The organism is Aeromonas sp. S15(2024) (genome assembly GCF_041402265.1).
Classification (GTDB): domain Bacteria; phylum Pseudomonadota; class Gammaproteobacteria; order Enterobacterales; family Aeromonadaceae; genus Aeromonas; species Aeromonas dhakensis.
The window spans coordinates 64,505-78,436 of the sequence record NZ_JBGLQY010000005.1; the positions used below are offsets into that span (position 1 = coordinate 64,505).

Sequence of the window (13,932 nt, forward strand, 5' to 3'; positions counted from 1 at the left end):
CTATCTCAGAGTTTTATGGATATATAAGTATGATCTTATCACCAAGAGAAAGAAGCAATATAGAAAATACGTTTGAAATTGTTTGCAATGTTAATCTTTCCCTTGAATACCAGTTAGAAAAGATAAAAAGAATATCGGAACTCATTGAAGCAGAGTTAGATAAACCAAGAGATACTTGGTATGTGAACTCAGTAGACTTTGACTACAACATTGATTTTTTGATTAACGGGTTTTCTACTCTTATAGAGTATTATCATACTTGGGTTCTCCAACAATGTATTGGATTGATCAAGCCAGAATGTAAAATTAATTATGAGGCGATAGATAAGAATAAGATTGAATTAATCCAAAAATTGATGAAAAAGTATAAGGTTGGCATTACGAACTGTCCTGAGTTGTACCGCTTTAATTTCTATAAAAAATGCAAATCGAAATACATATCGGCGATGACTCCATTTTTCATTGGAAAAAATCATGAGATTTTTGTTCTGAATAATTATATAAAACACAACCATATGGCGAGATCTTATGCACCGTTATCTATTTTAGATAATGAACATTTCTCTTTTCCTTATTTGTATATCGATAACAATCGAGGTCGCTTGTTAAATCGTTCACTGTTTCGCCATTTATTAGACTTATCTGTAGATGACGTAATTAACGGATTTGATTCAGATTTTTATGGGTCGTATGTGAGTAATAGTGAGGTAACCACCTACAAAATGGGTGGTTTAGACATAGTTGTGATTAATGGACTTGAATATGTAAAAGGTGGGACATCTATAGGCATAAGCATAGAATCAATGCTTGAGACTATTAAGCATGCTTGTGTAGATATTTTAGATATGATGCTAGAGGAACAGCATTGTTCTGGTATTACTGCTGGGACCAATATTGATCACTTTACTATGTTAAAATCTAGTTTTATGGAAAGAAAAGCTAAGACGCTAAGTAATGTGATAAATAAAAACGACAGCTAAAAGTGAAATTTGGACACCTGTACAGATCTAGTTATCACCTGACACCGGCCTCAAACCGGTGTCTTGTTTACGCTACTTTAGAGCGCACCTCCTTCGGTATCAATTTCAGACCCTTCTTGAACATGCTGTAAAGCGTCTGTCCCTCCATCATCCTGCCCTGATGCGGCCGCTGGGTGTTGTAGTGCTCCAGGTAGCTATCCAGGTCTGTCTGCATCTGCTCTACTGGGAAATTGGGACACCCACCAATCTGAGCGCCGCGTAGCGGCCCACAGACCAGCAACCAGTCAACCCAGTCAACCCAGTCAACCCAGTCAACCCAGTCAACCCAGTCAACCCAGTCAACCCAGTCACAGGCTGGCACGGTATTGGTCTCCCCTGCAATCCGCTGAGGGGAGGGCACAAGGTCAGGAGCGCCATCAGGGATGATGGCGCAGCCGCAGGCGGCACATGAACGTGCTGTGTGCGGCGGTACAACCGACCCGATCAATGAGCCGAGGGAATCCGCGTAGCGGACGACTTGCCGGGGTTGGCCGCTCGATTGGTAACTTTTCTTTGGCCACGCAAAGAAAAGTCACTCGCCACAGCCCGCAGGGCAGGGCTAAACCCCTATGCGGCATAGCCGCATCAAGATGCTCGCCATAGACAAGGAGATTGGCCGAGCTCCGCCCAGAATCTAAGTCTCCCCACTTCGATGACCATAAAAAAATCCGAACCACGGTAACAGGGTTCGGATTTTTTTCATCTCAAGACTCTCAGGCTTTTGCAGTGATAACCCGGGCTAAGATACCCCGGGGCCATCAGCCCCTTACGACCTCAGACCGGGTCGCCGGCTCCAAGCATGGGCCGAGGGTTTACCCCTTGGCCTTGTCGCGCGCTTTTTTGCTCGGTCGTCTGTTGCTGGGTTTGGCACGGCCGCCCTTGGCTGATTTACCGTGGTCCTTGCCCTCTTTCTCTTTGCGTTTGTCGTGGCGCTCAGCGCTCTTGGCCTTCTCCTTCTTGATCTCGGCCATCTTGCGCACCGCCTGCTTGGCGTTCTTGCCGGTGATCTTGAGGGGCTCTTCCACCATCACGAAGTCGATCTTGCGATCGTCCAGGTTCACGCCCATCACCTTGACCCGCACCTTGTCACCCAGACGGTAGCGGCGGCGGAAGTTCTCGCCGATCAGCTGCTGGTGCAACGGGTCGAACTGGTAGTAGTCGTTGGTGAGGGTGCTGACGTGCACCAGACCGTCGATGTGGATCTCGGCCAGACGCACGAAGAAGCCAAAGCCGGTGACGCTGGCGATGACGCCGTCGAACTCGTCACCCACGTGATCCAGCATGTACTCGCACTTGAGCCAGTCGGCCACGTCGCGGGTGGCGTCATCGGCGCGGCGCTCGGTCATGGAGCAGTGCTCGCCCATCGGGTCCACTTCTTCCAGCTGGTAGTGGTAGCCACCGCTCGGGGTCCACTTGTGGCGCAGGTTGCCCTGCTGCTCCTTGGCGGTCTGATACTTGATCGCGCGGTGCAGGATGAGGTCAGGGTAACGACGGATCGGCGAGGTGAAGTGCGCGTAAGACTTCAAGGCCAGACCGAAGTGACCGATGTTGTCGGCCTGATAGATGGCCTGACGCATGGAGCGCAGCAACATGGTGGAGAGCAGCTCCGCATCCGGGCGCCCTTCAAACTTGGCGGCCAGGTCGGCAAAGTCTTTCGGCTCGGGCTCCAGGCCCCCCTTGAGCTCCAGGCCCAGCTCGGCCAGGAAGTCACGGAAGCCAGTCAGACGCTCTTCGCCCGGGCGGTCGTGCACCCGGAACAGGGCGGCGGCCTCGTTCTTCTCGATGTAGCGGGCGGCAGCCACGTTCGCCTGGATCATGCACTCTTCGATGATCTTGTGGGCGTCGTTGCGTACCAGCGGCACGATGCGGTCGATCTTGCGCTGGGCGTTGAAGATGAAGCGGGTCTCTTCGCTCTCGAACTCCACCGCACCGCGCTGATGGCGGGCATGCTTGAGCGCCTTGTAGAGGTTGTTGAGCTCCTCGATGTGGCCCACCAGCGGCTCGTACTGCTGGCGCAGCTTGGGATCGCCATCCAGGATCGCCGCCACCTTGGTGTAGGTCATGCGGGCGTGGGAGTTCATCACCGCTTCGTAGAACTTGTAGCCGGACATGCGGCCGGCAGCGGAGATGGTCATCTCGCACACCATGCAGAGGCGGTCAACCTGCGGGTTGAGCGAGCAGAGGCCGTTGGAGAGCACCTCCGGCAGCATGGGCACCACGAACTCGGGGAAGTAGACCGAGTTGCCGCGCTGGTAAGCTTCGGTGTCGAGGGCGGTGCCCGGCTTCACGTAGGCAGAGACGTCGGCAATGGCGACCCACAGGCGCCAGCCGCCGCCGCGCTTGGCTTCACAGAAGACGGCGTCATCGAAGTCGCGGGCATCTTCCCCATCGATGGTGACCAGCGGCAGGGCGCGCAGATCGATGCGGCCCTCTTTGGCCTTCTCCGGCACCTGCTCGCCCAGACCAGCGACCTCTTTGGTCACCTCTTCCGGCCAGGTGTGCGGGATGCCGTGGGTACGCAGGGCAATCTCGATCTCCATGCCGGGTGCCATGTTTTCACCCAGCACTTCCAGCACGGTGCCGACCGCGTTGAAGCGGGCAGTGGCGCGCTGGTTGATGCGCACAACCACCACCTGGCTCTGGCGAGCCCCCTTGTTCTCCCCTTCCGGGATGATGATGTCCTGGCCGATGCGGCTGTCGTCGGGTACCACGAAACCGACGCCGTTCTCGACGAAATAGCGACCGACGATGTCCGCCTCGCGGGCCTTGAGCAGGCGCACCAGACGCGCCTCCTGGCGCCCCTTGCGGTCGATCTCGGTGGGCTGCACCAGGGCATAGTCGCCGTGCATCAGGCGCTGCATCTCGCGGTTGTTCAGGAACAGATCCGGGCCACCACCCTCGGGACGCAGGAAACCGAAGCCATCCTTGTGGCCGAGCACATAGCCTTTGACCAGATTCAGGCGATCCGGCAGGGCGTAACACTGGTTGCGGGTGAAGACCAGTTGACCGTCGCGCTCCATGGCGCGCAGACGACGACGCAAGGCTTCCAGCGGCTCTTCTTCGGTCAGCTTGAGGACCTTGGCCAACTCTTCACGGGACATGGGCTTTTCATGGCCCTTGATGAGGTCGAGGATCAGCTCGCGACTGGCGATCGGATTCTCGTATTTTTCGGCCTCGCGTTCGAGGAAAGGATCTTTTTGAGACATAAGCAGGCCTTAGGGTAGGTGGTAACGGCGACATTATATCGGAGGGGGGGGCGAATGGCATCCATCGACTGCCTTTTGGCCAATCTCTCTGTCATACTATGCACAGTTTGCAGTCATGATGAGACATGGAACTCATGAGCAAGGATTCGTTCGCCCAATCCGCCGCCTATCTCAAACAGGCGGTTCCCCTGATGATCAAGTATCAAATCCCCACCACGCCGGATAATTACACCCTTTGGTATAACTATGTGGCGGCCAGCATGCCCGAGCTCAATCAGGCCATCGATCAGGCCATCAAGCTGCAGGGCACCTGCTCGCTGACCACCTGCGAACGTCTCTATCACCAGCACCTCGCCGCCCAGGATGAGCAGCAGATGGAGGCGATGAAGCTCAACCTGGCCGCCATGGCCAACGAGCTCGGCCACACCATGCAGGATGCCATCTCGGATACCGGCATGTTCCAGGAGATGCTCGACAAGAGTTTCGACCGGCTGAGCCTTATCGATGACGAGGGGCTGAGCCTGGAAGACACCATGGGGATCCTGCGGGATCTGGTGCGCGAGTCGCGGGACGTGCGCATGTCGACCATGCACTTTCGCAACCAGCTCAGCAGCGCCGAGAAGGAGATCAAGGAGCTGCGCGAGGCGCTCAACGAGACCCGCAAGCTAGCCAACGAGGATGCCCTCACCAGCCTGCTCAACCGGCGCGCCTTCGATCTGGAGATAGACAGCCTGCTGCGCAGCAAGCAGCCCTTCTCGCTGATCCTCGCCGATATCGACCGCTTCAAGAGTTTCAACGACGAATATGGCCACCTGCTGGGAGATCAGGTGCTGCGCGCCTTCAGCAAGCGACTGCGGGAGACCTGCAAGGAGGGCGTCACCGCCTACCGCCTCGGCGGCGAAGAGTTTGCCCTGCTGCTTCCCATGCGCAACCTGGCGCTGAGCCGCCAGATGGCGGAGAGCCTGCGCCGGGCCATCGAGAAGATGTCGATCCTGGATCGCAAGTCGGGCCGGCGCATCGACCACATCACCGCCTCGTTCGGGGTGGGCGAATACAATGGTCAGGAGACGGGCGACAGCCTGGTCGAGCGCACCGACAAGCTGCTCTACAAGGCCAAGGAGCTGGGCCGCAACCGGGTGATGCCGCTGCCATCCTGAACTCGCCAAACGCAAAAAGGCCGGTCATTGACCGGCCTTTTTCATGTTTGCCATCCCGGGATCAGAGGCTTTTCAGCTTCTCTTCCGGCAGGGCCAGTTCGTCATTGCGGTTGACGCCGATGCCGCGCTCCAGCACGTGGCGGGCGATGGCATGGGCCTCTTCCAGCGAGTGCATGCTGTAGGTACCGCACTGGTATTCGTTCAGCTCGGGGATCTTGCCCTGCTCCTGCACGGTCAGCACGTCGCTCATGGCGGCCTGCCAGGCAGCGCCAACCCGGGCTTCGTCCGGCGCACCGATCAGGCTCATGTAGAAGCCGGTGCGGCAGCCCATGGGAGAGATGTCGATGATCTCAACCCCATCCCCATTGAGATGGTCACGCATAAAGCCGGCAAACAGGTGCTCGAGGGTGTGGATGCCACGCTCGGAGAGGATCTCCTGGTTCGGCACACAGAAACGCAGATCGAACACGGTAATGGTGTCCTTGTTCGGGGTCTGCATGGTCTTGGCCACACGTACCGCCGGCGCGGCCATGCGAGTGTGGTCAACGGTAAAACTGTCCAATAACGGCATTTCTGACTCCTGATTTGGTTACCAGAACCAGCCCCCGCTGGAGAGCTGATCCTTGCATTGTCGATACTGGGCGCCGTAGCGCTGGGCGCGAGCCTCCACCTTGCGGGATGTCTTCATCAGCCATCCCTTGCTGCGGTAGCTGCCACGCCGATAGCCACCCCACCCTTCGTGATAGTTGAGATACTGGCCATACGCATCCCACTTGGAGGTGCCGTTCAGCCGCTGGGCCTTGTGAGTGTACCAGCCCATGAAGTCGATGGCGTCGGCAAAGTCATCGCGATCGCTCCAGCTGTTGCCGGTCTCCCGCTGATAGTCGGCCCAGGTTTCATCTTTGACCTGGGCATAGCCGTAGGCGGAGCTGGCCCGCCCGGTCGGGATGAAGAGGAAATACTGCATCGGCGGCTGAGCATCGTGCACGAAGGAGGACTCCTGATACATCATGGCCATCACCACCTGCACAGGCGTTCCCCACTTCTCGTTCATCTTGAGCGCCGCCTTGTGCCAGTCCGGCTTCTCACGAAAGATCTGGCACAGGTTTTCCGGCTGGGCCGGCGGCCGGGTACTGCAGGCGGTCAGTCCGGCCAGCAGGCCGGCCACCGCAACGAGGCGCATCCAGGACATCAGCGGGCTCGAGTCTCCATTCGTTGGCTCATCACAAGGCTCGGCCATCCGTCAGATGGCGTCTTCGTTCTCTTCGCCGGTACGGATGCGGATGACCCGTTCCACCTCGCAGACGAAGATCTTGCCGTCACCAATCTTGCCGGTGCGGGCGGTGTTCTGGATCGCTTCCAGGCAGGCATCGAGATCCTCGTCTTGCACCACCAGCTCCACCTTCACCTTGGGCAGGAAGTCGACCATGTATTCGGCGCCGCGATAGAGCTCGGTGTGGCCCTTCTGGCGGCCGAAGCCCTTGACCTCGGATACCGTCATGCCGTTGATGCCGATCTCGGCCAGGGCCTCGCGCACATCGTCCAGCTTGAACGGTTTGATGATGGCTTCAATCTTCTTCATGGTGACTCCTTACCAGTTCTGTTTGCCAAACCCGGACGTGATGGGGTAACGGCGATCCTTACCAAAGTTGCGGGCCGTAATGCGGGGCCCGACCGCCGCCTGACGGCGCTTGTATTCGTTGAGATCCACGAGGCGGATCACCTTGCGCACCACCGCCTCCTCGAAGCCTTCCGCCACCATGTCAGCCACGGAGGCATCTTCTTCCACATAGCGCTTGAGGATGGCATCCAGGATGTCATAGGGGGGCAGGCTGTCCTGATCCACCTGGTCCGGTGCCAATTCTGCCGAAGGAGGACGGTCGATGACCCGCTGCGGGATCACATAATCGACGGAATTGCGGTATTCGCACAGCTTGAAGACCAGCGTCTTGGGAACGTCCTTGAGCACGTCGAAACCGCCAGCCATGTCGCCGTACAGGGTGGCATAGCCCACCGCCATCTCGCTCTTGTTGCCGGTGGTCAGCACGATGCGGCGACGCTTGTTGGAGAGCGCCATCAACAGCACACCACGGCAGCGAGCCTGCAGGTTCTCTTCGGTGGTGTCGCGAGCGGTCCCTTCAAACAGCGGCGCCAGCTGGGCCATAAAGCCTTCGAACATGGGCTCGATGGAGATGATGTTGAACTCCACTCCCATCCGTTCGGCCTGCTCCTTGGCATCCTCCACGCTCATCTGGGCGGTGTAGCGGAACGGCATCATCACCGCCTGCACCTTGTCGGCACCGATGGCATCGGCCGCGATGGCCAGGGTCAGCGCCGAGTCGATGCCGCCGGAGAGGCCCAGCACGGCGCCGTGGAAGCCGTTCTTGGTGACGTAGTCGCGCACCGCCAGTACCAGTGCCTGATAGGTCTCGGCCAAGGGTTCCAGTGGTGCGGCGGGTTCCCGCTCCTTCACCGGCTGACCATCGGCAAAGTGCACCAGCGCCAGCTCTTCGGCAAAGGGGGCCAGCTTGTGGGTCAGCTCGCCCTGGCTGTTGAACACCTTGGAGCAGCCGTCGAAGATCAGCTCGTCCTGACCGCATACCTGGTTGAGGTAGACCAGCGGCAGACCGGTCTGATCGCAGCGCTCGGCCATCAGCTCACGGCGGATCCAGGGTTTTTCCTGATCGTAGGGCGAGGCATTGATGGTGAGCAGCAGCTCGGCTCCGGCGGCCTTGGCGGCCAGCGCCGGCCCCGGCTGCCAGAGATCTTCGCAGATGAGCAAGCCCAGCTGATGACCACGGAAGGGGACCACGCAGGTCTCGGTTGCCGCGGTGAAGTAGCGCTTCTCGTCGAAGACCCCGTAGTTGGGCAGATCCTGCTTGAAGTAGCGTGCGACCAGCTGCCCCTGCTCATAGAGGGAGGCGGCGTTGTAGAGCGCCTCCCCTTCACGCCAGGGGTGACCCACCAGAATGGCGCAAGCCCCCTGCCATGCCGCGATGCGGGTCAGCGCGGCCTCCACCCGGATCATCAGATCGGCGCGCAGCAGCAGATCTTCCGGCGGGTATCCGGTCAGGGCCAGTTCGGAGCAGACCAGCAGATCGGCGCCTTGCCGATCGGCTTCGGCGGCTACCGCCAGCACCTTGTCACAGTTATCTTCGATGGCGCCTACCGTCAGATTCAACTGGGCAAGCATCAGAGAGAGGGCTTTTGCCATGGCGATGCATCTTGAATTCGAAAATGATGGGGAATGATAAAGAAAAGGCGCTGGCTGTGCCAGCGCCCAAGACTCAGGGGGTACAAGTCAGGCTGCTCGCGTTGGTCACGCCGTTGTCCACCAGCAGGCCACAGGGCCCGGTGATCACCTGACCGCTGGCGGGCGGTGTCATGGCGATGCTCAACGACGCCGGCTTCAGCAGATAGGTGGTGTTGCCCTGGGCACTGTAGGAGAAACTCACCACCAGGCTGCTGTTTTGCGCCGCCGTGCAGACATAGGTGGCCGGCTGGTTGTTGGCCTGGGGCTTGTCGATGCGGCATGTGGCCCCCGTGGTGGTGGTGGTCACGCTCAACCCGTTGAAGGTGTTCTTGTTGCATGAAACAGGATCCGTATTGTTACCGTTACCTTTTTCCAGACATTCGATCCGTCCCGATACCGTGATGGTCGGCACCGTCTGGGAACTGGTATCGATCGCCACCGGCATGCTGGCGCTCTTGGCTTCACTCTGATCCACTGGCGAGATGAGCGAGGCGGTGATCCCCGAGTTGCCTTGATAGGCGGTCACCTTGATCGACGCGCTCTGCAACACGTTGGAGGCATCCTTGGTGCTCTTCTTGGCCGACAGGTAGCCGCGACTGTAGCTGCCGAAGTAGTAGTTGTTGAGATCGACCACCGTCTTGACCGTCTCGTTGGTCACCCCTACATAGTCGGAGACACTGCCGGTCAGCTGGCCACTCAAGGGCACCAGACTCCACTCGGCCAGCATGGTCAGGTTGATATCCTGGAATGGCACCCTGGCCAGCAGATCCTGCGAGGTCAGGTCGAGTGCGGCCAGATAGGTGGGCGAGAGCACATCCACATAAATGCCGCGCGCGATCAGCTGGGCCGTGCCCGTGCTCATGGTGACCTTGGTCGTGGTGTCTCCCCCCGCCGCCGCGTTGGCAGGCAACCAGTCGGCAAACTCGGTGATGGTCGGTGGCGTGGCAGTGGGGTTCGCTGTCCAGTTGAGGGTGTTCTTCTGCCAGGTGATGTAGGTGGTGACCACGTACTTGATGTAATTCTGGTAGCTGGTCTGATTGGCCGTCTTGGCGAGGAAGTCGGCGCTGGTCACTATGACTTTGATCAGGTTCCACTCTGGCAGAGGGCGATAATAGCCATCGAGCCGGACGAAGCGGCAGGCATCCACATAGTTGCCACTGTTTACCGAGGTGAGCGAGCTGTTATAGCGCTGCCTGTTGGTGTGCAGCGGGGAGTAGAACTGATCAAAGCTGCTGCCACTGCCATCGAAGTGGTTCTTGCAGCAACTGGTGCAGAGGGTGGGTTGATCTGTAACGCTGCTGTTGAGAATGCCGGTCTGCTTGGTGACCTGGGAGCCCACGCTCCAGTAGAGCAGATTGCTGTCGGTCAGGATCGCCTGGCCCGGCAGGTAGGCATTGACGCTCGAGCCGTAACTGCAAGAGCAGGAGACCGAGGCCAGATCCTGCAGCACCTGCTGGGTGTTGCCACCGTTGTCGGGCTTGTAGGTGACCGTCTCGAACTGCACCAGCTTGCCGACGGTGCCATCCTTGGAGGTCACCGTCGGCAGCGGTTTGCTGGTCTCCTGCTTGCGCCCTTCCTGATCGATCTGGATGGAGATGACGTCCGGCGCCACCCCCGGGGTATAGACCACCTGGGGAGGTTCGCGACTGGTATCGAGCCCGCCATTCAACTGGTTCTGGGCCAGTGACTCTGCCGGCGACACTGCACCGGCCAATAACAGCGAGACCGGATTCCCGTCATTGTCGCTCCAGCTGACGGTCACGTTGACGACCTTGCGACCCGGGTAGGACTGCAGGTATCCCGCCGGGGCCGTCGTCTGCCAGGCCGTACCATTCCAGTACTGGTTGTTGACGGTCCAGCTCAGGGTATAGGTCCCGCCGCCATCGGCGGGGGTGACCGTACTGGAGCCCGCCGCAATGCTGTTATAGGCCGTGAGTGGAGAGACGGCACTCACCACGCCGTTGAAGGTACGAAAGTCATCGAGTTTCGACTCGGCCAGCCGCATCGCCACCTCATAGCGCCGCCCGTCCTGGGAAGCCCCGAGGATCCCGCGCGACATGGCCACCAACCCGGCCACCCCCACCCCGAGCAGAACCAGGGTGATCAAGATCTCCAACAGCCCGAATCCCTTGTGCGGTTTCATGTTCGCTCCTACCAGTCCCGCCAGCTACCGGGCACTAGGTTAATGATCTGAAATGCGGCTCCATTCTCGATATTGCTCAGCACCGCCTGGTCGTACTTGGCGTCGAAGGTCCCGTTGGCGGTCTTGCCCAGTTGGTAGTTGGCAACCACAGCGCCATTGACGATAGCGCCCCCCTTCAGGCTGATATCGTTGGTAGCCGTGGCGGGAGTGGAGGAGTAGGCGAACACCAGCCCATAGAGGGTGGCGTTGCCGTTGACCATCAGATCCCCGTTGCGCACGATAAGCACCACAGGTGCGGCAACCGAACCGATCGAGCCGCCCGGCTTGCAGTCCCCATCGACGATGATGAGTCCACGGGAGGCGGTCGACAACGAATCGCAATTGGTCAGCATCTGCACCGCCCGCGACTCCAGATTGGCCCATCCTGTTGCATCGTCATTCTCGTTGAACAGATACCAGACCAGATCGCTTGGGAAGGCGGAATCGTTGTCCTTGATGTCCGACTGTTTGTCCCCCTTCTGGCTGATGTAGGCACTGCACCCTCCACTGTAATCCCCCTGATGGCAGGTCTGACCGGAGCCATTGGTCAGATCCACATTACCATTGGTCCAGATGGAGAGCGGCACGCCAGGCCCGCCCCCGTTGGGATTGGCCACCACGGTAAAGTTGCCGGAAACGGCCATACCACCGGCAACCGTCAGAGGGGCGGCCGGGGTGCCAGCCAATACGCTGACCTTGATGGTCTTTATCTCCACATCAGCATTGGCAGTACTGTCAACCAGGGTAGCCTGAGCTCGCACCCTGACCGGCGTCACGCTCGCCCCGCCCACGGTCACGGCTGTGTCGTCCAGCGCAAACAGGGTATAGGTACCGGCCGACACAGTGACCGACACGCCACTGCTGGCGCTACGCCAACTTGCGTCCTGCGCCAAGCGGCCGACCCCGTCGGATAAACCCAGTTCGGCCAGGGCCAGCGCCTGTCGATACTGCACTTCGTTGAGGCTGACACGGCGGTCAGACACCATCAGCTTGCCCACCAGCAGCGAGATGCTCAGCAACATCACAGTAAGCAACAAGGTAACGGTGAAGGTGGTAAAACCAAGATGACGTTGCATGACATCAATACCCGTCGTTGCGCAGCTTGATATCACGCTGCAGAGTGAGTTTGAGTGCGGTGTTGGCCTTGAACTGGCCCGATATGTTCAGCCGCACCGTCCGTGCACCTGACGAGACGCTGCCACTCAACAGCGAGAAGGTGAGATCCGTAATTTCGATGGTATTGTCGGTACTCAGCAGGCTACCGGTGCTGCAACTGGTGCCGAGCTGCACCCCTTTGTCGGCACTGTCGTAGCTGTAGATATAGGTTTCATCAGCCCCAAGCACGCCGTTGTTATCATCATCGTATTTCAGCCTGATGCAGCGATAAATCTTGGAGCCTGTGACCGTCTCATTCATCAGATCGCTGCTGGTATCGAAATAGAAAGGAGATCTGGCTCCCGATGCCGCGCCGAGAAAGGCTGTCGCCCCCTGATCATAACCGGTGCGCTGCACGTCACGGGCGATCATGTCGGTGACGCTCTGCAGCTCCTGATTGAGGCGGCTCACCTGCATGGAGGTTTGATTGACCCTGAGGATGGTGGCGAACAGGGATGTCACCGCGGCGACCAGCAGCAGGCCTGCGACCATGGCAACCATCAGCTCCACCACGTTGAATCCCCTTGGTGCTCTCAACATGCAGGCACCCCACTGACATTGCTGACACCGCAGGTACGCACACGTCCGACATTGTTGGTCTTGACCTGCATGGAGTAGGTACCGGATGAGATGGCAATATTCCCCGCCGTCAGGGAGGACCTTCTGGGAGAGATACTCAGGGGTCTGATGTTGCTGGCCGATTCACTGTAGCTGGCGACCAGGCTGATACCGGGATATTCACTGGCATCGCCCCCCTTGCGCCCCTCAATACTGGAGCAGTGATCGCTGCAACTGTTGCAACTGCCATCGATAAAAATGCGGTAACACCAATTGCTGGTGCCGCTGTTGAAGATGATGAATTGCAGGGTGCGGTTACGCTTGATCGCCTCGGACTTCAGCAACATCACATCCGTATACACCGCCTGGGTGGCGGCCTTGACCATCTGCTCCTGGCGCAGTGATTGATAACTGGGAATCGCAACGGTCAGCAGCAGAGCGACCAGAGACAGGGCAACCATCAGCTCTATCAGGGTAAAACCGGCGGATCTGCCCTTTCTGCCTTCCATCGTTCAAGACTCCTTTCTTTTGCACATGCCAGTAGAGCACACCGTCAGTACTATCCTATAGTATCAACCTGTTTCACGAAGCATGCCGCCCCATGAAAGCCAAACAGTCCGGAATCACGCTGCTGGAACTGCTCGTTGCAGTCGCCATCGTCGCCATCATTGCATCCATCGCCTACCCCAGTTTCAGCGACGGTTTGCGCAAATCCCGTCGAGCCGAGGCGTTCAAGGGCCTGCTCAGCATGCAGCTGAAACAGGAAGAGTTCAGAGTCTCCAACACCAGCTACGGCACGACCCCGTCCCAGGTGGGCAACCCCACCAGCAGCTACTATGACTTCACCATCTCCGGGGCTACCGCAACCACCTACACCCTGATCGCCACCAGCAAGGGAGCGCAGGTGGGTGACAAGAGCGGCAGCACCGCCTGCGATACCCTCACCCTCAACAAGGCTGACATCAAGACCCCAGCCGCCTGCTGGTAACGGATTACCAGCACTCGGCGGCCGTCATGCTGGCCATCGACACCCCCTGCTGCCCCCCCTGATCCAGAGTCAGCAAGCCGCAGGGATCGCCGTTCATCACTCCGGTCGGGATCGCCGTCAGGGTATAGCGGGCGCCGCTGGCATTGAGCGCCAGATTGTAATAGGCAGCCCCGCCATCCCTGGGCAAGGTGGCCAGTCCGGCTGAGGCCAGGTTGCCACCATCATAGTTGCCATCTGCGGTAAACTGCCGCTCCATGTATTGCGCCGCCTCGAGCAGCGCCGCCTTGGCCTCGGCCCGCTTGGCCGACGCCATGTAGCTGTTGTAGCTGGGGTAGGCAATCAGGGTCAGAATCGCCATCACGGCTACAGCAATCATCAGCTCCAGCAGGGAAAATCCACGCTCCATCTCCACCT

Annotated in this window: 13 protein-coding genes and 1 pseudogene; 3 read left to right on the top strand and 11 right to left on the bottom strand. The window is 58.7% G+C overall.

The features are described 5' to 3' along the window. Positions 1–29: 29 nt before the first annotated feature. Positions 30–980, top strand: a complete 951-nt coding sequence (locus ACB033_RS12595; protein WP_371140543.1) for a hypothetical protein — start codon at positions 30–32, stop codon at positions 978–980. Positions 981–1,047: 67 nt separating this feature from the next. On the opposite strand, the pseudogene ACB033_RS12600 reads toward ACB033_RS12595, so the two are convergent. Then, positions 1,048–1,203 (bottom strand): annotated as a pseudogene (locus tag ACB033_RS12600) (IS481 family transposase); the annotation flags it as partial. A gap of 628 nt (positions 1,204–1,831) precedes the next feature. Further along, entirely contained in the window at positions 1,832–4,225 is a 2,394-nt protein-coding gene (gene rnr / locus ACB033_RS12605; RefSeq protein WP_005308855.1) for a ribonuclease R, read from the bottom strand. A gap of 134 nt (positions 4,226–4,359) precedes the next feature. Between rnr and ACB033_RS12610 the strand changes: the two genes are divergently transcribed. Further along, positions 4,360–5,382, top strand: a complete 1,023-nt coding sequence (locus ACB033_RS12610; protein ID WP_024942009.1) for a GGDEF domain-containing protein — start codon at positions 4,360–4,362, stop codon at positions 5,380–5,382. A 61-nt stretch (positions 5,383–5,443) separates the two neighbouring features. Here the strand turns inward: ACB033_RS12610 and luxS are convergent, their stop codons facing one another. The 8 genes from luxS to ACB033_RS12650 all read right to left on the bottom strand — a co-directional run bounded on the left by luxS (position 5,444) and on the right by ACB033_RS12650 (position 13,039). Then, positions 5,444–5,953 (bottom strand): S-ribosylhomocysteine lyase, encoded by a 510-nt coding sequence (gene luxS, locus ACB033_RS12615; RefSeq protein ID WP_005308851.1) that lies wholly within the window; start codon positions 5,951–5,953, stop codon positions 5,444–5,446. 18 nt (positions 5,954–5,971) lie between these two features. After that, positions 5,972–6,565: a transglycosylase SLT domain-containing protein gene (locus ACB033_RS12620; RefSeq protein ID WP_272943021.1), complete on the bottom strand. Its 594-nt coding sequence runs from the start codon at positions 6,563–6,565 to the stop codon at positions 5,972–5,974. Between the two features lie 60 nt (positions 6,566–6,625). Continuing rightward, positions 6,626–6,964, bottom strand: coding sequence for a nitrogen regulatory protein P-II (glnB, locus tag ACB033_RS12625; RefSeq protein ID WP_005308848.1), 339 nt, complete (start codon positions 6,962–6,964; stop codon positions 6,626–6,628). A 9-nt stretch (positions 6,965–6,973) separates the two neighbouring features. Next, the gene (locus ACB033_RS12630) at positions 6,974–8,596 is read right to left on the bottom strand and encodes an NAD+ synthase (protein ID WP_139725748.1); all 1,623 of its coding nucleotides are present in this window, start codon (positions 8,594–8,596) and stop codon (positions 6,974–6,976) included. Positions 8,597–8,669: 73 nt separating this feature from the next. Further along, positions 8,670–10,778, bottom strand: a complete 2,109-nt coding sequence (locus ACB033_RS12635; protein WP_139725749.1) for a prepilin-type N-terminal cleavage/methylation domain-containing protein — start codon at positions 10,776–10,778, stop codon at positions 8,670–8,672. An 8-nt stretch (positions 10,779–10,786) separates the two neighbouring features. Further along, positions 10,787–11,893 (bottom strand): hypothetical protein, encoded by a 1,107-nt coding sequence (locus ACB033_RS12640; RefSeq protein ID WP_024942013.1) that lies wholly within the window; start codon positions 11,891–11,893, stop codon positions 10,787–10,789. A gap of 4 nt (positions 11,894–11,897) precedes the next feature. Next, complete coding sequence (locus ACB033_RS12645; protein ID WP_017780260.1) at positions 11,898–12,485, bottom strand: PilW family protein; 588 nt, start codon at positions 12,483–12,485, stop codon at positions 11,898–11,900. A 20-nt stretch (positions 12,486–12,505) separates the two neighbouring features. Next, entirely contained in the window at positions 12,506–13,039 is a 534-nt protein-coding gene (locus ACB033_RS12650; RefSeq protein WP_019839935.1) for a GspH/FimT family pseudopilin, read from the bottom strand. Positions 13,040–13,131: 92 nt separating this feature from the next. Here ACB033_RS12650 and ACB033_RS12655 point away from each other — a divergent pair, with 92 nt between their 5' ends. Next, positions 13,132–13,518, top strand: a complete 387-nt coding sequence (locus tag ACB033_RS12655) for a type IV pilin protein (RefSeq protein ID WP_005308836.1) — start codon at positions 13,132–13,134, stop codon at positions 13,516–13,518. 4 nt (positions 13,519–13,522) lie between these two features. Here the strand turns inward: ACB033_RS12655 and tppA are convergent, their stop codons facing one another. Beyond that, positions 13,523–13,924, bottom strand: coding sequence for a type IVa pilus pseudopilin TppA (gene tppA, locus ACB033_RS12660; RefSeq protein WP_017763999.1), 402 nt, complete (start codon positions 13,922–13,924; stop codon positions 13,523–13,525). Between the last annotated feature and the right edge of the window lie 8 nt (positions 13,925–13,932).

Excerpts from the sequence above, each read along its gene's own strand:
- tppA (WP_017763999.1), bottom strand. The coding sequence starts at position 13,924 with ATGGAGCGTGGATTTTCCCTGCTGGAGCTGATGATTGCTGTAGCCGTG.
- glnB (WP_005308848.1), bottom strand. The coding sequence starts at position 6,964 with ATGAAGAAGATTGAAGCCATCATCAAACCGTTCAAGCTGGACGATGTG.
- ACB033_RS12655 (WP_005308836.1), top strand. The coding sequence starts at position 13,132 with ATGAAAGCCAAACAGTCCGGAATCACGCTGCTGGAACTGCTCGTTGCA.
- ACB033_RS12650 (WP_019839935.1), bottom strand. The coding sequence starts at position 13,039 with ATGGAAGGCAGAAAGGGCAGATCCGCCGGTTTTACCCTGATAGAGCTG.
- ACB033_RS12595 (WP_371140543.1), top strand. The coding sequence starts at position 30 with ATGATCTTATCACCAAGAGAAAGAAGCAATATAGAAAATACGTTTGAA.
- ACB033_RS12610 (WP_024942009.1), top strand. The coding sequence starts at position 4,360 with ATGAGCAAGGATTCGTTCGCCCAATCCGCCGCCTATCTCAAACAGGCG.
- luxS (WP_005308851.1), bottom strand. The coding sequence starts at position 5,953 with ATGCCGTTATTGGACAGTTTTACCGTTGACCACACTCGCATGGCCGCG.
- ACB033_RS12620 (WP_272943021.1), bottom strand. The coding sequence starts at position 6,565 with ATGCGCCTCGTTGCGGTGGCCGGCCTGCTGGCCGGACTGACCGCCTGC.
- ACB033_RS12640 (WP_024942013.1), bottom strand. The coding sequence starts at position 11,893 with ATGCAACGTCATCTTGGTTTTACCACCTTCACCGTTACCTTGTTGCTT.
- ACB033_RS12635 (WP_139725749.1), bottom strand. The coding sequence starts at position 10,778 with ATGAAACCGCACAAGGGATTCGGGCTGTTGGAGATCTTGATCACCCTG.
- rnr (WP_005308855.1), bottom strand. The coding sequence starts at position 4,225 with ATGTCTCAAAAAGATCCTTTCCTCGAACGCGAGGCCGAAAAATACGAG.
- ACB033_RS12630 (WP_139725748.1), bottom strand. The coding sequence starts at position 8,596 with ATGGCAAAAGCCCTCTCTCTGATGCTTGCCCAGTTGAATCTGACGGTA.